Here is a 20674-nt window from a genome sequence, read left to right as displayed (position 1 = left end):
GGTAGAGCACCTGACTGTTAATCAGGTTGTCGACGGTTCGAGCCCGCCTGCCGGAGTCGTGCTAGAATTTTAGCAAGTATGCCGGCTTAGCTCAGCTGGTAGAGCATCGGTATCGTAAACCGAGGGTCGGGGATTCGAATTCCTCAGCCGGCATCCTGTAAAAACACTGACCAAATGGTCAGTGTTTTTTTGTACATTAAATTTGGCGACTTGGCCAAGCCTAATAAGGGCACCCTAAAACGGGTAATGAAACCGATTTCATAAATGGTATAGGTCAATATGCAAAAATTGGTATAGCCACTAATACGCCTTGATATCGGCAATCAAAGCGTATTATTTAATATTGATTTTTTCATTTTTACTATTGTGGTCTACTTCTGTTAGTGCTATTCTTAACTTATCGAAGAACGAATAGGGAGATGCGCATCATGAAAAATGTCTTGTTAGTTTGCGGTCAAGGAATTTCTAGTCACTTGTTTTTAGGGGAAGCCAAGCGAGTTGCCGAAACACGACAGGCACCGCTACACTTTAGTGCCACGAGTTTTGCTGAATTGACGCCAGAATTGTTAGCCCAACAGGATCTAGTGTTAATGGCCCCTCAAGCGGCCTACCGGGCACAGATTGAGGCCTATACGACTGATCTGCACGTAGCCGTGATCCCTAACGACATTTACGGTTGGTTGAACAGTGAAGCGTTGGTTAAGTTTGCCAGTCAAACACTGGACTTGGCGAACACGCCGGCCGTCGCTAGTCTCTAAGATGACGCCCAGTAATGACCAACTGGCCATGCAGATCTTACTGGCTGCCGGGCAGGCCAAACAGGAATTATTTCACGCCATTACCGTTCACCGTCAAGGACAGGCGTTGACCTTACAGTCCGGACGAAGCCACTTGGTGACCGCGCATCAGGCCCAAAATCAATTGACGGCTCGTTTAGCGGATCAGCAGACGTCACCAGATATTTTGACGTGCCACGCCATGGACACGCTCATGGCCGTTGAGAGCAATTATGAATTAGTTCAAGCATTATTATCAGAATCGAGTGAAGTTTAAAAAATTCAGCCTCTCGGGGCTGAATTTTTTTACGTTAAATCAGGAGGTGACCCTCTCATTTAGACGGAAGCGTTTTTAAGATGGAAATGAATAAAAAATAAGAAGATTGCATGAGACGGCTAATTTTTTATTCATTATTCAAATCAAGTTTTACCGGTTATGAAGGCGTTTACATTCCAAAAAACGTTGCTTAATAACCCTTCATGGATTATAATTATCACTATGTTTTATGAGAGGCCTATGAGATATTCATACACTTTAAGGCCGACCGTTATTCCTTACGGAGCATAAATATAGTTTTTGACGAATGCAATGGAGGTATTATCAACTTGAATAACAAATCGGAAGTCAGCCAAGATAAATCATTCTTTGGCCAACCACGTGGGTTATCCACGCTGTTCTTCACCGAAATGTGGGAACGGTTCAGTTACTACGGGATGCGCGCCATCCTGATCTACTACATGTACTATTCCGTCACTAAGGGTGGGTTAGGGTTCGATCAAGGAACCGCCGCCTCAGTGATGTCCATCTACGGATCCATGGTTTATTTGTCCTCTGTTTTGGGAGGGTACTTAAGTGACCGGGTTTGGGGGAGTCGCCGGACCGTCTTTATCGGTGGGGTCCTCATCATGTTCGGGCACATTGCGTTATCGGTTCCTGCCGGTAAAATGGCCTTATTCGTTTCCATCTTATTAATTGTCTTAGGGACCGGGTTATTAAAGCCTAACGTTTCTGAAATGGTTGGGAGCCTGTATGATGCAGGGGATCCACGACGAGATTCTGGGTTTACGATTTTCGTCTTCGGGATCAACTTAGGGTCCTTGGTGGCGCCATACCTGGTTGGGTGGCTCGGACTGAGCTACAACTTCCACTTAGGGTTCTCCTTAGCGGCTATCGGGATGTTCTTAGGGCTCGTTCAATACTGGATTGGCGGTCGCAAGTACCTGAGTAAGGACAGCTTGTACCCAACCGATCCGCTGGAACCCGGCGACATGAAGAAGCTGACGGTCCGGGTGATCGTTGGTTTAGTGGCCTTCGGGTTAGTTCTGTTATTGATGAGCATCTTAGGTGCTTTAAACATTAATAACTTCGTGCTGTTACTGTCGATCATTGCCATTGCTACGCCAGTCGTTTACTTCACGGTCTTCTTGACCAGTAAGAAGGTTACGGCGACTGAACGGAAGCACGTTTGGGCGTACTTAGGTCTGTTCATCGCGGCCGCTATTTTCTGGGCCATTGAAGAACAAGGCTCATCCGTCTTAGCCTTATTCGCCGCTAACCAGACGAATAATAACTTCTTAGGGTTACACATCTTACCGGCTTGGTATCAATCCTTGAACCCGTTATTCATCCTGATCTACACGCCAATTTTCGCGATGCTGTGGGATCGTTGGGGGAAGAACCAACCAAGTTCGCCCGCTAAGTTCGCGACCGGGATGATTTTTGCCGGGATTTCTTACCTGATCATGGTGATTCCGGTCACGATGTTTGGGACGGGGACTAAGGTTAGCCCGTTATGGTTAGTCGGAAGCTGGGCCGTAGTTGAAATCGCCGAATTATTGATTTCACCAATTGGCTTGTCCGTGACGACGAAACTGGCACCACGGGCCTTCCAGTCACAAATGATGAGTATGTGGTTCTTAGCGGATTCCGCCGGCCAAGCGGTCAACGCGCAAATCGTTAAGCTCTACACGCCAGGAAACGAAGGGGCCTACTTCATGGGGGTCGCCATCGTGGCCTTAGTTGCGGGGGTCATTCTGTTTGCTTTAGTTAAACCAATCAAGAGTTTAATGGCGGGGATTAAATAACCCCATAAATGAAGAAAAAGTGCTACGCTAGACCAAACTAGCGTGGCACTTTTTTGCTGGAAAGGAGGGGGTACTGATGGTTCGGGTAGCCCTAATTAGTGATTTGCACTTCGACGTCAACCAGACCGATCCGGTCGCCATGGTCCCCCGTCAAGTGGCCTACTTAAAGCAACAGCGGGTAGGCGTGTACCTGATTGCCGGGGACCTGACCAATCATTTCGAGCAGTCCGTTCAGATTGCCGAAAGTTTACAGCGGCAGTTTGCCCCCGCACAGGTACGGTTCATTGCCGGGAACCACGACATGCTCCACGACGTTACCGAGGCGGCCCTAGAAACGGCGCTGACGCCCACCTATCTGCATCATCAATGGTTGGACCTCCCCGGGACCAATTGGCGCGTTTTGGGGAACAACGGGTGGTACGATTACGGCTTTGCCGATAACCTGACCGGACGGAACTTTCTGGCCTGGAAAAACGCGTTTTGGGTCGATGGCAGCATTCCCCAAACCCTCAGTGACGCGCAACGCTTCAAGCGGGTCTACGCGCAATTAACGGCCCAATTAGCGCAAGCCCAGCAACAAGACAAACGGGTGCTGGTGATGACCCACTTTGTCCCGCGACGCGAGTTTATTTTATACACCCAGGATAATCGGTTTTGGAACATGGCCAACGCGCTGATGGGGAGCCCGCGACTGGGGGAGCTGTTTGCCCAATACCGGGTAGCGGCCGTTCAATTCGGGCACTTACACCGGCACTATTGGCCCCAACACCTCGGAGATACCTGGTACTACAATCAGGCCTTAGGCTACCATAACCGACGAATTAACGAGTGGGAAACGCTGGATTACTTCACGGAATGGCAGCGGCGCTTAAGAATTTTGGACCTAAATTAAAAAAAGTTAGAAAAAGACTTGACGGTTTATGCAGATTTTTGTATGATAGTGAAGTTGATTCGTTACGACGTTTCAAGTTTTTGGAGGGGTAGCGAAGTCTGGCTAAACGCGGCGGACTGTAAATCCGCTCCTTCGGGTTCGGTGGTTCGAATCCACTCCCCTCCATTTTTATTGGGCTATAGCCAAGTGGTAAGGCAACGGGTTTTGATCCCGTGATGCGCTGGTTCGAACCCAGCTAGCCCAATCAGGAGAACCACCTCGGACGGAATTCAGTCATCGGACTGAGTTCCTTTTTTTATTGAAAAAAATTGACAAGTCACGTTTTTTTCGCTAAAGTCGACTTAATTACGAAACCAGACCAGTCAGCTTAAACGGAAAGCCAAAGATTATCGTTAACGGGTACGCCGCTCCTAGACCATTGGGAGGTACCCCGGTTTGCCGTTAAATGTATTCGCTGTCACGGTTGGCGGGATTATCGGGGCCGACACACTTTGCCAGTCACCAAGGAGGAAATCAGGATGAATATTGGTTTTATCGGGGTTGGCGGTATGGCCCAAGCCATTATTAGCGGTCTTTTACGGGCGAAGGCCTTTTTACCGGACGATATTATTGTTCACAGTCATCGTCAGGAGAGCTACGGCCCTTACGCGACGCAGCATAACTTGATGACGGCGCCGACCAATGCGGCGGTGGCCACCGAAAGTGATCTGGTGGTCTTGGCGGTGACGCCGAACGTTGCACCGGCCGTGTTAACCGAAATCAAGGACGCACTCGCAGATGGTCAGACCACGTTAATTTCAATCGTGGCGGGGTTGTCGCTCGACGCTATGGCCCAGCTAGTCGGGCCCAGCGTTCCAATTTTACGGACGTTACCCAACGTCAACGTTGAGATTGGTGCGGGGATGACGGCCGTCGCGGCTAACGATCAGTTGACCGGGGGTAAGCTGACCAGCGCTTTGGGCGTTTTTGGCGCCATTGGGACCACCACCGAGTTAGCCGAAGATCAATTTGGGGTCTTCAGTGCCTTGGCCGGGAGTTCACCGGCGTACATTGACCTGTTTATCGATAGTTTAAGCCGGGCCGGCGTCAAGTACGGTCTGACCAAGCAACAGGCGACCCAAATCGCGGCCCAAGCCACCCTGGGGTCCGCTAAGATGATTTTAAAGAGTGATAAGATTCCGTTTGCCTTGATCGATCAAGTGGCCTCACCGGGGGGCAGCACCGTTGCCGGGTTACTCGCGATGGAAGAGGCGGGGCTGATGACGGCGGTGGTCAAAGGCATCGACGCCACGGTGGCTAAGGATAATGCCAATAGTCACTAACTTGTGGGTTGCAACGCTGGTCTATACCGATTATAATGACAATGTTGATAGCTTGAGCCTTAATTGAGGAGGAGAAACATGAGCATTGTCTTAAAACACGCCAAGATTTACACCGGTGATGAGGTCATCGACGACGGGTACGTTCGGTTTGACCGCCAGATTGAAGCCGTGGGACCGGTCGCCGATTTTCGGCCCCGTCCCGCCGATGAGATTCACGTGGTGACGGGTCAAACGATCGTTCCGGGATTTATCGATGTCCATAGTCATGGGGGGTACAGCTATGATAGTATGGATGGGGACCCCGATCAGATCAACGAGATGGTCACCGACATGGTGAACGAGGGGATTACGTCACTTTTCCCGACGACTATGACGCAGTCTAACGACGCCATCGATCACGCCATGCGGGGGATCGCGGTGGCGGCCGAAGAAAATCCCGTGATTCAAGGGGTGCACTTGGAAGGGCCGTTTATTGCGGCAATCTTCAAGGGCGCACAACCCGAGAAATACATTAAGGACCCCGACGTGGCGTTGCTCGAACGCTGGAACCAGTTGTCTGGGCACCGGGTGAAGTTGATCACCTACGCTCCCGAAGACGCGGGTGCGGCCAAATTCGAGAGTTATTGCTTAGCCAATGGCATCGTGCCGTCCGTGGGTCACTCCAACGCAACGCGCGAACAGTTACTCAACAGCCGGGCGACCCACGTGACGCATTTGTACAACGCGCAACGAGGGTTACGTCACCGCGAACCCGGGGTGACCGGCCACGCGATGCTCGAGGACAACCTGTACTGTGAGATCATCTGTGATGGGTTCCACATCGTCCCAGACATGATCAAGCTGGCCTACGAACAAAAGGGGCCGCACCGTTTGGAACTGGTGACGGACTCCATGCGGGCCAAGGGAATGCCCGAAGGCGTGAGTGAGTTGGGTGGCCAAAATGTCATCGTCAAGGACCGGCAAGCCCGTCTCGAAAGTGGCAACTTGGCCGGCTCCGTCTTACGCTACGACGAAGCTTTCCGGAACGTGATTGATTTCACGGGCTGTGACGTCAACGACGCCGTGCAAATGAGTGCGGTCAACCAGGCCGAAGAGTTCGGTTTGACACAAAAAGGTAAATTAACCGTGGGTCGCGATGCCGACTTGAACCTGATGACGCGCGACTTGCACCTGCAAGCCACCTACAGTCTGGGACGTCGGTTTGCACACACCGCGGAGTAAGTAGATTTAGAAGGGATGTTGGGTGCTGTGAGTTCACCGATTTATATTCAAATTCATAACGACATTAAACGGGCCATCGAAGCCGGTAAGTGGGCCGTGGGGGACCGAATCCCATCAGAACGGGAGCTCTCACGCGATTTTGATGTGAGTCGGATGACGCTACGGCAGGCCATTCAGACCCTGGTCGACGAAGGAATTCTCGAACGCCAAGTGGGTTCGGGGACCTACGTGGCCAACCAAAAGGTGCAAGAAAAGATGTCCGGAGTGACCAGCTTTACCGATTTAATGTTGGCCCAGGGCAAGCAACCGTCCAGTAAGACGATCTCCTACCACGTGATGAGTCCGTCGCTCAGTGAAGCCGAGAAATTGAAACTACACGAAGACGACCTGGTTTTGCGAATGGAACGGATTCGTTACGGCGATGACGTGCCGATTTGTTTTGAGGTCGCAACGGTACCGGACCGCTTAGTCAAGGGGTTGAATAAAAAGGAAGTTACTAGCTCCCTTTACCGCGCCTTAGAAGACAAGAAGCAGTTGAGTCCGGGTAAGGCTCAGCAAACGGTGTCGGCTATGTCGGCGTCCGAACGCATTGCCGAATACTTGAATATCAAACGCGGGGATGCGATTTTGCGGTTACGTCAGGTGACGTACCTGCAGGACGGGACACCGTTTGAATATGTACGGACCCAGTACGTGGGCGAACGTTTCGAATTTTACTTGGAAAAATAGACATTAAACCAAATTAAAAAGGCCTCACAACCGTTAGAGACTCTAAGGGGCTGTGAGGCCTTTGATTTAGGATTTTTGCCGTTTAGCCTGTTGCTTGACTAAGCGGAGATAGTGGGGAATGACTGCGATACGTTTGAGCCGCTTGGGTTCCTTGACCGTGCGGTAGAACCACTCTAGGTGGTGTTTTTGCCAGAATTCCGGTGCCCGAGCCACCGTTCCCGCTAGCACGTCGAAGCTGCCCCCCACGCCCATCCATAAGCCGTGGGTGGTGTGGCGATAAGTGGCGATGAAGCGTTCTTGTTTGGGAAAGCCTAGGGCGGCAAAGACCATATCGGGCGCTTGGGTGGCGATGTCGTTAGCCACGGTTTGAGCGTCCGCAAAGTACCCATCGCGCAGACCCACAATGTTGAGACCGGGGTAGCGTTGCGGGAGAATGGTTTTTAGCCGGGCAATTACGGCGGGCTTGGCGCCGACGAAATAGGCCGAACGGTGCTGGTCGCTCCCCCACTGCAGCAAGGCCTGCAGGGTATCGAAACCGGTAATTCGTTCGGGTAGCGGGTCGCCTAAAATTTGGGCCCCGTTTAAGATGCCGATGCCGTCGGGCGTGACGTAGTCCGCAGTTTGCAAAAGTTTGCGGTAATCCGGATGATCGTGGGCGTACATCACGATTTCGGGATTGGCGGTCACCACGAAGGTGCTTTGTTGCTGCACGATGCGGCGTTGCACAGCCGCCGTGAATTGTGCGGCGGTGGTGTTGATAAAGGGGATGTCGAGGACCGTAACGGTCGGAAACGTTGAGGACATAGCGGAACTTCCTTTCCAAGTGAAGGTCGGGTGACCTTAAAATCTATGCTAAAAATTGGCGATTTTTGGCGGTGAACGCCAGACTTTGCTATCATTTAATTTATAAGCCGGGTTAGTGGGCTGAGATTTTTGTTTCTGTTACTATGGAAAATAAGTATAATGAACCGGTTTCATGCTAAAATGAAACAGTTGACTCACTTTTAAAGGAACTTACAGCGCTGAAATCGAGCTAAGGAGAGTAAAATCCATTATGACGAACTTGTATCCTGACGACAGCTATACGCTCCATACGGATGCCTACCAAATCAACATGATCCAGACTTACTTTGAAGAGGGCATCGCGCAAAAACACGCCGTTTTCGAAGTGTTCTTCCGCGACATGCCCTTCCATAACGGGTATGCCGTTTACGCGGGACTGGAACACGTTGTCCATTATATCCAAAATTTACGTTTTTCCCAAACCGATATTGACTACTTACGAGAAGCTGAAGACTATTCCGAAGAATTTTTGACGTACTTAGCCAACTTTAAATTTACCGGCTCGATCCGTTCGGCCGTTGAAGGGGAGTTGGTTTACGCTCACGAACCCATTTTACAGGTCGAAGGGCCGTTAGCCGACTGCCAGTTGGTCGAAACCGCCATCTTAAACATTCTGAACTACCAAACGTTGATTGCCACTAAGGCCGCCCGGATTCGCTCCGTGGCCGGCGACGACGCGCTTATGGAATTTGGGACGCGCCGGGCGCAGGAATTCGACGCCGCGATTTGGGGCACCCGGGCCGCTTACATCGGGGGCTTTGACGCCACGTCGAACGTCCGGGCCGGCAAACTCTTTGGCATTCCCATTAGCGGCACCCACGCCCATGCGTTGGTCCAAACTTACGGGAACGATTACGACGCCTTCAAGGCTTACGCCCAGACGCATCACGACTGTGTTTTTTTAGTAGACACTTACGATACCCTGCGTAGTGGGGTGCCGAACGCGATTAAAGTGGCCCAAGAGATGGGCGATCAGATCAACTTCCAAGGGGTTCGGATCGATTCCGGGGACATGGCCTATCTGTCTAAGCGGGTTCGGCAAAAGCTTGACGAAGCGGGGTTCCCGAACGCCAAGATCTTTGCGTCCAACGACTTGGACGAAAAGACCATTCAAAGCTTGAAGATGCAGGATGCCAAGATCGACGTCTGGGGCATTGGGACTAAGCTGATCACGGCCTTCGACCAACCCGCTTTAGGAGCGGTCTACAAGATGGTCGCCATCGAGGACGATCAGGGCCAGATGCAACCGACCATCAAGCTGTCGAACAACGCCGAAAAGGTCACCACGCCGGGCAAGAAACAAGTTTGGCGGATTACCAAGAAGACGGACGGCAAGACGGAAGGCGATTACGTGGCGCTGGTCAGTGAAGACCCGCGGAACGAAGACGCCCTGTACATGTTCCATCCTAGCTTCACCTACATTAGCAAGACGGTTTCTGACTTTATTGCCCGCCCAATTCTGCAACCCATCTTTGAAGACGGCCAGTTGGTTTACAAGTTACCGACGCTTTCGGCGGTCCGGGACCGTTGCCGGGGAGCATTAGCCAACCTGTGGCCCGAATATAAACGGGACCTGAATCCGCAGAAGTACCCGGTCGACCTTTCCCAGAAATGTTGGGACCAGAAGATGGCCATTATCAAACAAATTCACAGTTACGTGCAAAAAATGCCCGAATAGGCACGAACTAGTAGATGAGGGGGCAATTCACCATGCGTGAGATGCAAAAAGAGATTATTGAAGCGTTGAAGGTTCAACCCACGATTGACCCGGCAACCGAGATTCGCCGGAGCGTGGATTTCTTAAAAGACTACTTACGGCACTATTCGTTCATGAAGACCTTGGTGCTCGGCATTTCTGGGGGCCAGGATTCAACGCTCGCCGGTGTGCTCTGTGAACAGGCCGTGACCGAATTACGCCGAGAGACCGGTGATGATGCCTATAAGTTCATCGCGGTGCGGTTACCGTACGGTGAGCAGGCTGACGAGGCCGATGCGATGGCCGCCATTGCGTTCATGCAGGCCGACGAGGTTCAACGGGTCAATATTCAGCCCGCGACCGACGCCATGGAAACCGCAGTGGTCGCTAATGCCGACACAATCAGCGACTTTAACAAGGGCAACATCAAGGCGCGGCAACGGATGATCGCCCAGTACGCGATTGCCGGAGCCCGGGCCGGAGCCGTGGTCGGCACCGATCACGCGGCCGAAGCCGTCACCGGTTTTTACACCAAATACGGGGATGGCGGGGCCGATATCTGCCCGTTATGGCGGTTGGATAAACGGCAAGGTGCGGCGATGCTGACCTTCTTGAACGCGCCTAAACACCTGTACCAAAAGGTGCCCACGGCCGACCTGGAAGACGACCGGCCAGCGTTACCCGACGAAGCGGCGCTGGGCGTGCGGTACACGGATATTGACGATTACCTAGAAGGTAAAACAATTGCGGTAGCCGCAGCTGAGAAAATCGAGTCCTGGTACCGCAAGACGGCGCACAAACGACACTTACCAGTCAACGTGTACGATACGTTCTGGCAAGCCAATTAACGGAGGTTATTCAATGCGAAAAAACAACATGAACGCGTATATTGGGGCTTTATCCCGGGTCTTACAGGGCACGGAAGACGAAGCCGGTGAGATGAATACCGATTTTGAAACGTTACGCAAGGCGTTAGACGCCGGCACTGTCGGTGACTTATCGACGGACGAGCTGACGCAGATTAAAGCGCACTTTCAGACCGGGACGACGAGTTACGTTGATAAGTTAAATCAGCTCCAAAAGGCGACGGCGCCCGTTCGAATCTTAGGGAAGCATAAGGCCTTAGTGGCCGCTTACCGGACCTACACGGAAGGGTGCCAAGCGATGACCGATAGTATCGATGCGGCGCAACAAACGGTGGATCAAGCGGCCTTCGATGCGGCCGAAAAGACCCAGGAAAATGCCATGGGTAAGGTGACCGCGGCCACGCAGCGCATTATGATGAGTGTGCAATAGGAAACAAACTGGAAGGTTGGGACGCAGGTCTCGACCTTTTCTGGGCTTAACGGTGGTATGATGAAGGGAGTAGGTCGGATGACGACTGCCGAATTACAACGGTTGGTAGAACAGATTTCACAGACCGACTTTGGCCGGCCGTTCCGGCATCAGGCGACGTTTAACGCGCGACTGCGGACGACGGGGGGGCGTTATCGGTTAGGGGATCATAATCTGGAAATCAATCCCAAGATGCTGACCGAGCACGATCGGGCCACCCTAGTGGGCGTGATCAAGCATGAGTTGTGCCACTACCATCTCCACCTAGCGGGACAATCCGGTCAGCACCGGACCAAGGCGTTTCAAACGTTGCTGGCGCAGGTGGGCGGTTTACGCTATGCGCCGGCGCCCCAACACCGGGTCAGCAAGCCGCGGCAGTGGCAAGTGTACGTGTGCAGTCACTGTCAACAACGGTACTACCGGTTACGCCGTATCGACGTGACCAAGTTGGTCTGTGGTCGCTGTCACGGCCGGTTACGCCGGCAAGGGACCGTTTGGGCCGTGAACCGACCACAAGAGACTTAAGGAGGGTATGATTTTATGGGGAAGACAATTATTCGCGTTCCCGCAACGGCCGCTAACCTGGGCCCCGGGATTGATTCAATTGGCGCTGCATTGCACCTGTATCTCACCGTCATTATCGAAGAAAAGACCGAGAAGTGGCGGGTCAACCACGCACTGGGTACGGAGATTCCTCGCGACGAGCACAACCTGATGGTCCAAACGGCCCTGAAGGTCAATGACCAGATCAAGCCCCACCAGCTAACGGTGATGTCGGATATTCCGGTTTCCCGGGGACTGGGGAGCTCGACCAGTGCCATTATTGCGGGAATCAAGATCGCTAACGAATTAGGTGAAATGGATTTAAGCATTGCCGATCAATTGAATTGGGCGGTCAAGTTAGGCGGGGCGTTGGATAACGTGGCCCCGGCTTTACTGGGGCAAGCTGCCGTGGTAACGGTGGATGAAACCGGCCAAGCCGACGCCTTGAAGTTACCGTTACCCGATTTCTCGGCGTTAGTCTTCATTCCCGCCCAACGGCTGTTAGCCGATAAGAGTCGCGCGGCGTTGCCGAAACAGGTCGACTTTCACACGGCGGTTCACGCCAGCAGTGTGGCCAACGTGTTGGTGGCCGCGTTGTTAGAAAAGAACTGGGACCTCGCTGCCCGGATGATCGAACGCGACGAGTTCCACGAACAAGCCCGCTCACAACTGGTCCCAGAATTAAATTTAATTCGGGAGACGGCTCACGACCTGGGGATTACCGGAACCTACCTGAGTGGTTCCGGGCCGACCGTAGTCACCATGGGATCTTCGGCTAAGTTAACGTTGTTGCGTAATAAGTTGACGGCTCAGGATTTACCTGGCAGTTTGCGGATCATTCCGTTGGATCATGACGGAGCAACGGTCTTGACTGACGCTTAATTTTGAAAAACCTGAAAATAACTCACAAAAGATATTGCGGCGACCATTGTGGTTTGGTATACTATTTCTTGTGAGTTAATGCGGCCATGGCGGAATTGGCAGACGCGCAAGATTAAGGATCTTGTCGGGGTAAACCCGGTGGAAGTTCGAATCTTCTTGGCCGCATAAGTGTATAGAATAGGTCGGTATGCAATGGTAAAACACTGTTATACCGGCCTTTCTTTGTATAAACACCCGGACTGAACCGGATAGAATCGGAACAAAAGGTAAACTTTGAGGTAAACTAGTTTACACGTGCATTCTTCCTTGGCCGAACGGTATCGGAGACGTTGAAGACGGATGCGGCCACCTGGTCTTGCGTAAGGTGGGCGTAGATATTCAGAGTAATCTTAATGTCACTGTGACCCATTTGGAGTTGTAGGGCCTTGGGCTCGATGCCCTGAGCAATCTGAACGGACGCGAAGGTGTGTCGCAACCCGTGAACCGTAATTCGGGGGATGTCGAGTTTTTTGGTGAGACTATCCAACCAGTGGTTAGGCGTCATCAAAGACAGATACTTCCCCTTGGTGTTTTTGAAGATGGTTTCATTGGCCTTAGGGATGACCTTTAAGTTGCGTCGGTACGTCTTAAGTCGTTCTAGCGTATCCGGCTCGATTTTTAAGGTGCGGTATGCGTTACGCGTCTTAGGGGTACCCACAGTCTGGCTATTGTCCTTTTTACGGGTCATGGTCTTGGTGATGGTAACCGTAGACCGAGAGAAGTTAATATCTCCCCAGGTCAACGCAATCAGTTCGCCCTTACGCATCCCCGTGGTGGCTAGTAGATAGAAGAGGGCAGGGCGATCATACCGATGCCGTTTGTCGTGCAGGCTTAGTCGGTCGACGGCATCCAAGAAGATTGCCAACTCATCCCCGGTCCAAAAGTTACGATCATCATCGGCAGTACTAAAGTCTTTAGTTTGCTCGGGAACGTCAACCAGCTCCATTGGGTTGGAAATGATGGCCCCCATTTTCTGGGCCGTCCGAAATACCAAACCAGCATACTGCTTGGCTTTGTTAAACTCCACGAGATCCTTACGCCATCTTAAGACAGCTCGCTCGCAAATCTGCCAGGTAATCTCGTTCATGTGCATCTCACCCAGGTAGGGCGTAATGTGGAGCCTAAAGAGAGTTTCAACCCGATTAAGGGTACTTTCCTTGACCCCCAGGCGATACGTCTTTAACCAGACTAGATAGACGTCTCTGAACTTGGGCTGCTTCTGAACCCGCTGACCAGAAACTTTGAACTTTTTAAATTCATTCTTGGCCCGCTCAAACTCTAACTTAGCTTCCTTACTGCTGGCATAGTTACGATGAAACATCTTTTTATGCTTTTTACCGAATTCGTCCGTGTAATCGCCAAGGTAACCCTTGACCTCATAGACTCGTTTTCCTTTGACACGTTTTTCTGTTATTTTCATTTTTTATTCCTCCAGATTTGCCTGTGCGAGGAGCATTTCGGAAGAAAATTTGTAGCATCACCACCTTTCAGCTATAATTAATACCACAAAGGGGTAGAGATATCCCTTGTATGAATTCGCTTGAGCGTATCCCATTTACTTTGGTCGGTAGGGGGGATGCGCTCTTTTTTATTTGGGATTTTTAGTCTGGAATTTTATCGTTACTGATCTGTTTCCAGGCCCCATTCTTATACTTGTAACCAGTCATCCACTTACCGTGCATCCAGTCCCACTCGTGCTTGGTAGGGTAGACGTGACTACCATATTCAAAAATGACTTTTGACTTTTGCGTTGGACGGTAATCAGATATGGTTGCATGGTCTGGTTTGTCATAGAATGTGTTGAAATTATACAGACTCTTTCGGCCCTCGATACGATAACCATGGAAGGATTTATAGTCGGAAATATAGTGAACTCCCATCTTAAACCAATTTTCGTTATTCCATGATTTGTCGATTACATATGTATATTTGCTGCCGGTATTGAATTTACCGGATTGAAATACCCAACTATAATTTGTTCCCCAGTGGTCTAACTTATAGTGACTACCACGTTTTGCCGTATAGTAGGCAACAGGATAACTTTTTGCAAGTGGATTTGTATTCTTCATTTTTACAACGTCGACATCTTTGGTTAATGTTACCCAGTGAGTCTTGTTCCAGTGATCCGAAGCGGCCTGAGCACTTGTAGTTAAAGAAAATATAGCTATACAAGCTACTACAAGACCTAATATTAGAGATAATAATTTATGAAATTTCACAGTGGTGACCTCCTAAATAATTGTTTTAACATAATAAGAATACGGCTAAAAGAGGGATGCCGCAACGACCCTCTTAATTGTCATTCCCAATCTTTTGTTCGAGTTTCATTTCGTTAAATTTCCGTTTTAGGTAGTTTAGAATTTCGAGGTATTCATCTTCATTGTCTGGGGCTTGAGAAAAGCCGATATGGAAGTCGCTTCGCCCCAGGTCGGAATGAAGTCGTTCCAGAAATGCTTTAGCAGTCATGTAGGAACTATCTTCGTACATTTGCATGATTAGTTATTCTCCTTTTTGGTAATTTGCTGAAAAATAGAAAGCATCGTTTGATATTCGTCTTCGTTGTGTGGGGCACAACCGTCAAGAATTGAGAAGTCAGGATCCCCCAGGTCTTGCCGTAATCGCGTCATGTATTCTGAATAGGTCATGTAGTCACTGTCTGGTGATGAGTCTGGATACATAGTAAATTCCACCTTTCAACCGAATGTATGTTCTTCTTGAGTTCTAAATATTGCTGCCAGCCATTTGATTGGTTAGCAGCTCTTTTTTTACATAAGTCCAATCGACGTAAGGGGCGGCCCACATCGGAATTGATATGGATTGCAGGACACCTTCCTTAGTATCAACGTAATCATCTAAGCTATTTTCTGCCAGCATAAGTTCTACCATGAAGCAATTGGCCTCATACTCCGTCCCGTAAAGAATACGTGAGTAGAGTGAGGACTTACGAAGATAATCCGCGTTGTCTTCATGCCCGCAGCGGTCGTGACCCAATTCATGCCCACAGGTATATTTTGCTTCTGTAGAGGATAACCGTGAGTTAAGGACGATAGAGGATACACCAAATAAATTTGTTCGATATCCCATGACGTTTTTTCCTAGGTCATTGTAGTGAACGGGGATGCCTAAGCATTCGCACAATTCGATTGGATCGTTAGTTTGAAATTCTCTAACCAGGTTAGTGGCTATTTTCCGTATTGTCTTTCGTTGCATTCAATCACCGACTTCACTTTTTGTTGTTTTCCTGAGCGCGTTTTTTTGATAGTAATAACGACTGTCTCGCAACATTTTCAAGTGATGATCTTAATAATTCGGCGTCTTCTTCGTCTAATTCTTCTCCGTTGTTTTTTAAGAAGGCGAGAGAGTCTTTATTTGATAGGCCTTGAATCAAATTAGTTACAGCCTTCTGAACATCGATTTCATCTTTAGCAGTGAACGTAGGAGTTGGGGTACGACCAAGAAGGTAATCTGTTGAAACCCCAAAATAGTCAGCCACTTTTTGAAGGTTTTCTACTTTAGGAGAACGGGTCCCCCATTTTCTTATCTGACCATTTGATATACCTGTATTACGTTCTAATTCTGCAATGGTTATTTTTCTATGTTCTGCAAGTTCTTTTATACGGGAAGCTAAGTCCATGAGGAGCCTCTTTCTGCTTGCTGGAAATTAAATAGTCTAAAAGCTATTGACAAATAGTCTTTTGACTATTATAGTGTTCCTGTAAGCTAATTCATATACAACAAGTCGTTCAAGCAGACTTTGAAATAATGGGATTTCCCATTGATGAAGGTTTATTTGTAGGCTTATAAAACTACACCATAATAATAGTCTAAAAACTATTATGTGTCAATGAGATTAGCCAGAATGTTTGGAGGGGAGAATAACATGTCAGATACGTTAACGATTATTGAAAGAGTAACGATTCAATTATCGAGAAATCGCCATGCTGGTATTAAGCCCGGAACGCAACGAGATTTAGCAACCTACATTGATAAATCGCCAGCTTATGTTGGAGAAATTTTAAGAGGAAGCAAACTAGGGCCTAGCGGACGTAAATATTTAGAAAAGATTCTCGCTTATGTGGGAATTGAGAACTAAGGAGATGACTCAAGTGAAGAAGATTATCCCGTTCGATTTCGAAGGCAATCAAGTACGAACGATTTCTGGAGAAGAAAATCCGTGTTTTGTAGGGCGTGATGTAGCAGCGGTACTAGGGTATTCACGACCGGCGGATGCTGTAAGAAAGCACGTTGATGAGGAGGACAAAGGGGTCGTCAGAATGGAGACCCCTGGTGGTAACCAAAGATTAGTTACTATCACTGAGTCAGGAGTTTATTCCCTGATCCTAACCAGCAAGCTTCCCTCGGCCAAGCGGTTCAAGCATTGGGTCACTAGCGAGGTTCTCCCGGCTATTCGGAAAGATGGGGCGTATGTAACTCCTAAGACAGCCGAAGAGTGGCTGAACAACCCGGATATGATGATCCAAGTCCTTCAACGGTACAAGGATGATCAGGCGAGGATTAAGCAGCTACACGATGAGAATCGTAAGCTGCAGCCTAAAGCCGAATACACCGACAGGATGTTGTCTAATCCCGGCCTTGAAACCACGTCGATGATTGCCAAAAACTATGGCTACTCAACAATCAAATTTAATCGCATGTTGTACGCGTTGGGCGTCCAATATCGTCAAGGTGGCGTTTGGATGCTATATGCCAAGTACCAGGGCGAAGGCTACACGCAGATTGAGCCGTACGAGTTCATCAATCATGTTGATAAGCGACAGGTTGCCAACACGATGAAGTGGACGCAAAAGGGTGCAAAGTTCCTGTACGACTTCTTGAAAGGGCATGGCATATTGCCTAAGATCGAACAACTTGAATTGGAGGGGATTGAATGAGTGATTTGTATCTGGGTAAAGATAACAAAAAAGTGATCCCAGGAAGTAAGGATTCCCAGAGTCACAAAAGTAAATCTATTTTTTCCGGTCTGGCGTTTAAAGGTGCTCCCGTTTCTGAGGAAGAATTCAAACGCCACTACCAGGAATATGTCGCACGTTGCTCTGGCTAGAATCCGAATTCATCGAATAGGTTCTTAGCTCGTGTCTCATTTGAAAGGGATAAAAGGTGGCAGTAAATTCTGCTGAAGGGATTAGGGGGGGATTTAATGACTAAGAAAAATGCACTTCAAGGTGATGAGAGCACCCCAAAACATATTGATCTTAATTATATTACTTCTGAGAAGTATCAGAAGATGCGCCCGTCCGAGCGTGAACAAGTTCGTGAAGCAATTGCTCGTCGGTCATACCGTGTACACGAGTTCTCACAGAACTTTCTCGATTCTTTAGAAGAGCGTTCATCTCAATCACTTTCTGGAACAAAAGTAAGTTAATGATCATTTTGCCAAAAATTAAATAAGGGGATGAGTTAATGAAAGTTATCTTAAAAATATGGGTGCTTTTTCATCAACACTCATTAGAAAAGGCTGATCAGTTTTGTGCCATTCGGTATCGTGGAAGAGTTTATTCCATGGTGATCAGCAGTATGACAAGAAGTCAGGAACAGTTTTCCGAATATGTAAAGAAGACTTGCAAGTAGGATTGCAAGCCTAGTTCTAAAGCTAGTTTGAAAGAGATTTGAATTCTGGGTATTTTGCTAATATTTCGTCAAAAATACGATGATTTATTTTTGTTTCGTAGGCGACATTTTTCTTATCGCCCATTGCCGTTCCTAGCGCAATCTCTTCATCAGCTCGTTTCTTCAAGTGTAAGTAGATAAACAGTGCTTCTTCTTTACTGAATTCAAAATTCAAATTATCACCACCCTTTATTTTTATTTTACTACTGGAAAGGAGGGGGAAAGGTAAGTGGATTCAGAAAAAATGCAAAAAATTGCCGCTAGTTTGGATGGAATGAACAAGTCCGAGTGGAATACGGTAAAGCAACTAGTGGATGTCTTATTCGAAAGAAAAACTATTGAAGCAGAAATCAGCCTCAATAGTTCAGAGATTATTGAAAACTTGAAAAAATGGTAGGACATTTAATCTTCAATTTCAATTAATCCTAGTTCTTTTAACAATGAGATAACGGCGGTTAAGGACGCATTTACGGAATCCTGATGAATCTTGGTGAGAGTCTTATCCATGTACTCTTTTTCCCAAGTAAGTTGGAGACCACGTGTTCTATCAAAGTAATCTTGGACAGTTTGTATTTCTGAATTGGTGTCAATTTTATCAACAGAAGCAGAAACGGCTTCGGAAATTAATTTATTAATCTGATCAGTGCTTAGCTTCATAATTTGTCACCACCTTTGTTTTTATTTTACTACCAGGTAAGGAGGAATCGCAGTTGCAAGTTAACTTCGAGCTACCTGAAGAGGTCGACCAGCAAATTAAGATAACGATGTTTAGGTCGGCTATGGAGGCCTTTGACCAAGTAGCCAAGCGTGAGGAACTTCCTTATTGGATGAATAAATCTCAGGCCTGTACCTACGCGAATGTCTCTGACAAAACGTTAAAAAAGTTCATCGCCGATGGCCTACGAGTCATGGTTAAAGGCGGAATTGAACGAATCTCAAAAAAAGCTGTTGATGATTACTACGCTGCCGCAGAACGGTAGTTAATCAAGTCCTGTGCGAGGAGCAGCAGCTTAGGAGGAATCAGTATGGATAATGCAACACTTTTGTGGTTAGGCAACGTCACCTGGTTCGTATTGCGGTACGGAGCCGCAATTGGGCTAGGGATTTATATCGGTCATTACCTATCCAGGTTTAAGACCTGGGCCGAGTTCAGAAATAATTTCTTTGATTAGGAGGAAACATCGTGAAATTTTGGCACAAAAAAAGAGATCTAAGCGGCAACTTAGACCTCAGCATGAGATTACAAATCTCGCATATTTTCAATTTCAATTCTACAGCAAATGGCCGTTGGGTTCAATGGACGGTCAAGCGCAGAGGGGGTGTTGGTTATGGAAAAGAGTGAAACAATCGCCAAACTTGGTGCGGCCATCGTTAAGGTCCAAGCTGAGTTGCCAGCCATTCCGAAGGATAGAACTAATCCCATCACTCACAGTAAGTACGCAACCTTGGGCGCAATCAATAAGGTGCTGTTACCTGTGACTTCGAAAAATGAAATTGCAGTTACTCAGTACCCAGTGTCAGGGCCTGCAGGTCAAGTGGGATGTGGAACACTACTGATTCACAGCTCAGGGGAATTCATCAACTACGATCCATTCTTTATCAATTCTGACCGTAACAAAAGAATGTCAGCGGCTCAAGAGGGCGGGTCAGCAATTACCTACGCCAAACGCTACCAGCTCTGCGCCATTTTCGGGATTGTCCCGGATGAGGATGCTGATGGTGCTATGCAACAGCAACAGAGCAATGGTAACCAGTATTACCCTAACGGCCAGGGGGACCCGCGACAAGCACAAAATCAAAGGTATAACGGACAGCAGTACCAACAAGGTTATAACCAGCAAGGATACCCCCAGCAGAATGGACAGAATCAACGCGGCGGTGGCCAAGGTCAACAAGAATTTATTCCAATTGAAACCGGTCAAATGGCCCAATTAGTTAACCTATTCAAAGCGATGGCCGAATCGAGCGGTTCATCAATTGTTCCAGTTCAAAATGGATATCTGGGGAAAGTAAAGGCGCAAAATGTGCAGAGCCTGAGTTATGGGCAAGCCCGGTGGTTGATTGAAAAGGCTACTCATGATCTTGAAATTCAGAACAATGTACCACAGGGTCAACAAAATAGCCAAGTGCAACAAACGCAAAGTGGGGTGTCACAATGATTAATCGTGCAACGCTAACGGGGCGGGTCACTAAGGACATCAATTTGACGTACACACAAAGCGGTACGGCGGTTGCAACATTCACACTAGCTGTCGACCGACGGTTTAAGGGCCAAAACAATGAACGAGAGGCTGACTTCATTCAGTGTGTTATTTGGCGAAAGTCTGCTGAGGCCTTTGCCCAGTACATGCACAAAGGGTCTCTAGTAGGTATTGAAGGAAGAATTCAAACCCGGAACTATGAAAACCAACAAGGTCAGCGAGTCTACGTCACCGAGGTTATTGTTGAGAATTTCAGTTTCCTAGAAAGCAAACAGGATAACCGAGGTATGGGCGGTAACCAAGGCAACTACTACGGGGGTGGGGCACCAAATCAATCGTCCTATAACCAAGGAAGTTCGAACAACTATGGTGGGCAGAATCAGGGATCCTACACACCACCTGCTAATAACCCTGGTTATGGTACGCCTTATCAAAATCAGAACTCAGGTCCAGATGACGGAATGCCATTTTAGGAGGTGACT

30 protein-coding genes and 4 tRNA genes are annotated in these 20674 nt (G+C 48.6%); 25 read left to right on the top strand and 9 right to left on the bottom strand.

What is annotated here, in order from left to right:
* Nucleotides 1-80 precede the first annotated feature (80 nt).
* The 10 genes from FD25_RS02130 (at nt 81) to FD25_RS02085 (ending at nt 7025) form a co-directional block, all read left to right on the top strand.
* Nucleotides 81-153 (top strand) — tRNA-Thr (locus FD25_RS02130).
* 275 nt (nt 154-428) lie between these two features.
* On the top strand, nt 429-758 hold the full coding sequence (locus FD25_RS02125) for a PTS sugar transporter subunit IIB (protein ID WP_057800926.1): 330 nt from the start codon (nt 429-431) through the stop codon (nt 756-758).
* Between the two features lies 1 nt (nt 759).
* Nucleotides 760-1053 carry a PTS lactose/cellobiose transporter subunit IIA gene (locus FD25_RS02120; RefSeq protein WP_057800925.1) on the top strand — a complete coding sequence of 98 codons (294 nt, stop codon included), beginning with the start codon at nt 760-762 and terminating at the stop codon, nt 1051-1053.
* 329 nt (nt 1054-1382) lie between these two features.
* Nucleotides 1383-2861, top strand: a complete 1479-nt coding sequence (locus tag FD25_RS02115; protein WP_057800924.1) for a peptide MFS transporter — start codon at nt 1383-1385, stop codon at nt 2859-2861.
* Nucleotides 2862-2937: 76 nt separating this feature from the next.
* The gene (locus FD25_RS02110) at nt 2938-3753 is read left to right on the top strand and encodes a metallophosphoesterase (protein WP_057800923.1); all 816 of its coding nucleotides are present in this window, start codon (nt 2938-2940) and stop codon (nt 3751-3753) included.
* Nucleotides 3754-3835: 82 nt separating this feature from the next.
* Nucleotides 3836-3918 (top strand) — tRNA-Tyr (locus tag FD25_RS02105).
* A 7-nt stretch (nt 3919-3925) separates the two neighbouring features.
* Nucleotides 3926-3997: transfer RNA gene (locus FD25_RS02100), tRNA-Gln, on the top strand.
* 274 nt (nt 3998-4271) lie between these two features.
* Nucleotides 4272-5075, top strand: a complete 804-nt coding sequence (gene proC / locus FD25_RS02095) for a pyrroline-5-carboxylate reductase (protein WP_057800922.1) — start codon at nt 4272-4274, stop codon at nt 5073-5075.
* Between the two features lie 78 nt (nt 5076-5153).
* Entirely contained in the window at nt 5154-6296 is a 1143-nt protein-coding gene (gene nagA, locus FD25_RS02090) for an N-acetylglucosamine-6-phosphate deacetylase (RefSeq protein ID WP_057800921.1), read from the top strand.
* 27 nt (nt 6297-6323) lie between these two features.
* Nucleotides 6324-7025: a GntR family transcriptional regulator gene (locus FD25_RS02085; RefSeq protein ID WP_146999977.1), complete on the top strand. Its 702-nt coding sequence runs from the start codon at nt 6324-6326 to the stop codon at nt 7023-7025.
* Between the two features lie 66 nt (nt 7026-7091).
* On the opposite strand, the gene FD25_RS02080 is transcribed toward FD25_RS02085, so the two are convergent.
* Nucleotides 7092-7829, bottom strand: coding sequence for a WecB/TagA/CpsF family glycosyltransferase (locus tag FD25_RS02080; protein WP_057800919.1), 738 nt, complete (start codon nt 7827-7829; stop codon nt 7092-7094).
* 250 nt (nt 7830-8079) lie between these two features.
* On the opposite strand from FD25_RS02080, the gene FD25_RS02075 reads away from it, so the two are divergent.
* From FD25_RS02075 to FD25_RS02050, 6 genes are all read left to right on the top strand, one after another.
* Nucleotides 8080-9546, top strand: coding sequence for a nicotinate phosphoribosyltransferase (locus tag FD25_RS02075; RefSeq protein ID WP_057800918.1), 1467 nt, complete (start codon nt 8080-8082; stop codon nt 9544-9546).
* A 32-nt stretch (nt 9547-9578) separates the two neighbouring features.
* Nucleotides 9579-10412: an ammonia-dependent NAD(+) synthetase gene (gene nadE, locus FD25_RS02070; RefSeq protein ID WP_057800917.1), complete on the top strand. Its 834-nt coding sequence runs from the start codon at nt 9579-9581 to the stop codon at nt 10410-10412.
* A 13-nt stretch (nt 10413-10425) separates the two neighbouring features.
* Complete coding sequence (locus FD25_RS02065) at nt 10426-10860, top strand: hypothetical protein (protein WP_057800916.1); 435 nt, start codon at nt 10426-10428, stop codon at nt 10858-10860.
* Nucleotides 10861-10938: 78 nt separating this feature from the next.
* Nucleotides 10939-11424, top strand: a complete 486-nt coding sequence (locus tag FD25_RS02060) for a SprT family protein (RefSeq protein WP_057800915.1) — start codon at nt 10939-10941, stop codon at nt 11422-11424.
* 15 nt (nt 11425-11439) lie between these two features.
* Nucleotides 11440-12324, top strand: a complete 885-nt coding sequence (gene thrB, locus FD25_RS02055; RefSeq protein WP_057800914.1) for a homoserine kinase — start codon at nt 11440-11442, stop codon at nt 12322-12324.
* Nucleotides 12325-12404: 80 nt separating this feature from the next.
* Nucleotides 12405-12489 (top strand) — tRNA-Leu (locus FD25_RS02050).
* 118 nt (nt 12490-12607) lie between these two features.
* On the opposite strand, the gene FD25_RS02045 is transcribed toward FD25_RS02050, so the two are convergent.
* From FD25_RS02045 to FD25_RS02020, 6 genes are all read right to left on the bottom strand, one after another.
* A complete protein-coding gene (locus tag FD25_RS02045) occupies nt 12608-13783 on the bottom strand; it encodes a tyrosine-type recombinase/integrase (RefSeq protein WP_057800913.1) in 1176 nt (391 codons plus the stop codon).
* A gap of 181 nt (nt 13784-13964) precedes the next feature.
* Entirely contained in the window at nt 13965-14582 is a 618-nt protein-coding gene (locus FD25_RS02040) for a hypothetical protein (protein ID WP_057800912.1), read from the bottom strand.
* Nucleotides 14583-14655: 73 nt separating this feature from the next.
* A complete protein-coding gene (locus FD25_RS02035) occupies nt 14656-14856 on the bottom strand; it encodes a hypothetical protein (RefSeq protein WP_057800911.1) in 201 nt (66 codons plus the stop codon).
* 2 nt (nt 14857-14858) lie between these two features.
* Complete coding sequence (locus tag FD25_RS02030; RefSeq protein WP_057800910.1) at nt 14859-15041, bottom strand: hypothetical protein; 183 nt, start codon at nt 15039-15041, stop codon at nt 14859-14861.
* A 43-nt stretch (nt 15042-15084) separates the two neighbouring features.
* Nucleotides 15085-15573 (bottom strand): ImmA/IrrE family metallo-endopeptidase, encoded by a 489-nt coding sequence (locus tag FD25_RS02025; RefSeq protein WP_057800909.1) that lies wholly within the window; start codon nt 15571-15573, stop codon nt 15085-15087.
* Nucleotides 15574-15586: 13 nt separating this feature from the next.
* Nucleotides 15587-15997 (bottom strand): helix-turn-helix domain-containing protein, encoded by a 411-nt coding sequence (locus FD25_RS02020; RefSeq protein ID WP_057800908.1) that lies wholly within the window; start codon nt 15995-15997, stop codon nt 15587-15589.
* A 246-nt stretch (nt 15998-16243) separates the two neighbouring features.
* Between FD25_RS02020 and FD25_RS02015 the strand changes: the two genes are divergently transcribed.
* The 4 genes from FD25_RS02015 (at nt 16244) to FD25_RS02005 (ending at nt 17746) form a co-directional block, all read left to right on the top strand.
* Entirely contained in the window at nt 16244-16456 is a 213-nt protein-coding gene (locus tag FD25_RS02015) for a hypothetical protein (protein ID WP_057800907.1), read from the top strand.
* Nucleotides 16457-16460: 4 nt separating this feature from the next.
* Entirely contained in the window at nt 16461-17255 is a 795-nt protein-coding gene (locus FD25_RS02010; RefSeq protein ID WP_057800945.1) for a phage antirepressor, read from the top strand.
* Nucleotides 17252-17425: a hypothetical protein gene (locus FD25_RS14020; RefSeq protein ID WP_157050047.1), complete on the top strand. Its 174-nt coding sequence runs from the start codon at nt 17252-17254 to the stop codon at nt 17423-17425. Before FD25_RS02010 ends, FD25_RS14020 begins: the two co-directional genes overlap by 4 nt.
* Nucleotides 17426-17521: 96 nt before the next feature.
* Nucleotides 17522-17746 carry a hypothetical protein gene (locus tag FD25_RS02005; RefSeq protein WP_057800906.1) on the top strand — a complete coding sequence of 75 codons (225 nt, stop codon included), beginning with the start codon at nt 17522-17524 and terminating at the stop codon, nt 17744-17746.
* Nucleotides 17747-17974: 228 nt separating this feature from the next.
* On the opposite strand, the gene FD25_RS02000 is transcribed toward FD25_RS02005, so the two are convergent.
* Entirely contained in the window at nt 17975-18166 is a 192-nt protein-coding gene (locus FD25_RS02000; protein WP_057800905.1) for a hypothetical protein, read from the bottom strand.
* Nucleotides 18167-18220: 54 nt separating this feature from the next.
* Here FD25_RS02000 and FD25_RS14015 point away from each other — a divergent pair, with 54 nt between their 5' ends.
* Entirely contained in the window at nt 18221-18388 is a 168-nt protein-coding gene (locus FD25_RS14015) for a hypothetical protein (RefSeq protein ID WP_157050046.1), read from the top strand.
* Between the two features lie 5 nt (nt 18389-18393).
* Here FD25_RS14015 and FD25_RS01995 read toward each other — a convergent pair whose 3' ends face one another.
* Nucleotides 18394-18648 carry a hypothetical protein gene (locus tag FD25_RS01995; RefSeq protein WP_057800904.1) on the bottom strand — a complete coding sequence of 85 codons (255 nt, stop codon included), beginning with the start codon at nt 18646-18648 and terminating at the stop codon, nt 18394-18396.
* A 53-nt stretch (nt 18649-18701) separates the two neighbouring features.
* On the opposite strand from FD25_RS01995, the gene FD25_RS01990 reads away from it, so the two are divergent.
* From FD25_RS01990 to ssb, 4 genes are all read left to right on the top strand, one after another.
* The gene (locus tag FD25_RS01990; RefSeq protein WP_146999952.1) at nt 18702-18971 is read left to right on the top strand and encodes a helix-turn-helix domain-containing protein; all 270 of its coding nucleotides are present in this window, start codon (nt 18702-18704) and stop codon (nt 18969-18971) included.
* 45 nt (nt 18972-19016) lie between these two features.
* Complete coding sequence (locus FD25_RS14010) at nt 19017-19163, top strand: hypothetical protein (RefSeq protein WP_157050045.1); 147 nt, start codon at nt 19017-19019, stop codon at nt 19161-19163.
* A gap of 156 nt (nt 19164-19319) precedes the next feature.
* Nucleotides 19320-20150: an ERF family protein gene (locus tag FD25_RS01985; protein ID WP_057800903.1), complete on the top strand. Its 831-nt coding sequence runs from the start codon at nt 19320-19322 to the stop codon at nt 20148-20150.
* Complete coding sequence (gene ssb, locus FD25_RS01980) at nt 20147-20665, top strand: single-stranded DNA-binding protein (RefSeq protein ID WP_057800902.1); 519 nt, start codon at nt 20147-20149, stop codon at nt 20663-20665. The genes FD25_RS01985 and ssb overlap by 4 nt, the downstream gene beginning before the upstream one ends.
* The last annotated feature ends 9 nt before the right edge of the window (nt 20666-20674 follow it).

Source organism: Levilactobacillus acidifarinae DSM 19394 = JCM 15949, from assembly GCF_001434835.1.
Classification (GTDB): domain Bacteria; phylum Bacillota; class Bacilli; order Lactobacillales; family Lactobacillaceae; genus Levilactobacillus; species Levilactobacillus acidifarinae.
The sequence above is the reverse complement of the archived record's forward strand: the minus strand, read 5'-3'. Positions and strand labels throughout refer to the sequence as shown.

Bases quoted from the DNA above. Each gene is read 5' to 3' on its own strand.
- FD25_RS02025 (WP_057800909.1), bottom strand. From the start codon at position 15,573: ATGCAACGAAAGACAATACGGAAAATAGCCACTAACCTGGTTAGAGAA.
- FD25_RS01995 (WP_057800904.1), bottom strand. From the start codon at position 18,648: ATGAAGCTAAGCACTGATCAGATTAATAAATTAATTTCCGAAGCCGTT.
- nagA (WP_057800921.1), top strand. From the start codon at position 5,154: ATGAGCATTGTCTTAAAACACGCCAAGATTTACACCGGTGATGAGGTC.
- FD25_RS02080 (WP_057800919.1), bottom strand. From the start codon at position 7,829: ATGTCCTCAACGTTTCCGACCGTTACGGTCCTCGACATCCCCTTTATC.
- FD25_RS02045 (WP_057800913.1), bottom strand. From the start codon at position 13,783: ATGAAAATAACAGAAAAACGTGTCAAAGGAAAACGAGTCTATGAGGTC.
- thrB (WP_057800914.1), top strand. From the start codon at position 11,440: ATGGGGAAGACAATTATTCGCGTTCCCGCAACGGCCGCTAACCTGGGC.
- FD25_RS14020 (WP_157050047.1), top strand. From the start codon at position 17,252: ATGAGTGATTTGTATCTGGGTAAAGATAACAAAAAAGTGATCCCAGGA.
- FD25_RS02035 (WP_057800911.1), bottom strand. From the start codon at position 14,856: ATGCAAATGTACGAAGATAGTTCCTACATGACTGCTAAAGCATTTCTG.
- FD25_RS02125 (WP_057800926.1), top strand. From the start codon at position 429: ATGAAAAATGTCTTGTTAGTTTGCGGTCAAGGAATTTCTAGTCACTTG.
- nadE (WP_057800917.1), top strand. From the start codon at position 9,579: ATGCGTGAGATGCAAAAAGAGATTATTGAAGCGTTGAAGGTTCAACCC.
- FD25_RS02065 (WP_057800916.1), top strand. From the start codon at position 10,426: ATGCGAAAAAACAACATGAACGCGTATATTGGGGCTTTATCCCGGGTC.
- FD25_RS01985 (WP_057800903.1), top strand. From the start codon at position 19,320: ATGGAAAAGAGTGAAACAATCGCCAAACTTGGTGCGGCCATCGTTAAG.
- FD25_RS02060 (WP_057800915.1), top strand. From the start codon at position 10,939: ATGACGACTGCCGAATTACAACGGTTGGTAGAACAGATTTCACAGACC.
- FD25_RS14010 (WP_157050045.1), top strand. From the start codon at position 19,017: ATGGATAATGCAACACTTTTGTGGTTAGGCAACGTCACCTGGTTCGTA.
- ssb (WP_057800902.1), top strand. From the start codon at position 20,147: ATGATTAATCGTGCAACGCTAACGGGGCGGGTCACTAAGGACATCAAT.
- FD25_RS02075 (WP_057800918.1), top strand. From the start codon at position 8,080: ATGACGAACTTGTATCCTGACGACAGCTATACGCTCCATACGGATGCC.
- FD25_RS02005 (WP_057800906.1), top strand. From the start codon at position 17,522: ATGACTAAGAAAAATGCACTTCAAGGTGATGAGAGCACCCCAAAACAT.
- proC (WP_057800922.1), top strand. From the start codon at position 4,272: ATGAATATTGGTTTTATCGGGGTTGGCGGTATGGCCCAAGCCATTATT.
- FD25_RS02015 (WP_057800907.1), top strand. From the start codon at position 16,244: ATGTCAGATACGTTAACGATTATTGAAAGAGTAACGATTCAATTATCG.
- FD25_RS02020 (WP_057800908.1), bottom strand. From the start codon at position 15,997: ATGGACTTAGCTTCCCGTATAAAAGAACTTGCAGAACATAGAAAAATA.
- FD25_RS02030 (WP_057800910.1), bottom strand. From the start codon at position 15,041: ATGTATCCAGACTCATCACCAGACAGTGACTACATGACCTATTCAGAA.
- FD25_RS02010 (WP_057800945.1), top strand. From the start codon at position 16,461: ATGACTCAAGTGAAGAAGATTATCCCGTTCGATTTCGAAGGCAATCAA.
- FD25_RS02110 (WP_057800923.1), top strand. From the start codon at position 2,938: ATGGTTCGGGTAGCCCTAATTAGTGATTTGCACTTCGACGTCAACCAG.
- FD25_RS02120 (WP_057800925.1), top strand. From the start codon at position 760: ATGACGCCCAGTAATGACCAACTGGCCATGCAGATCTTACTGGCTGCC.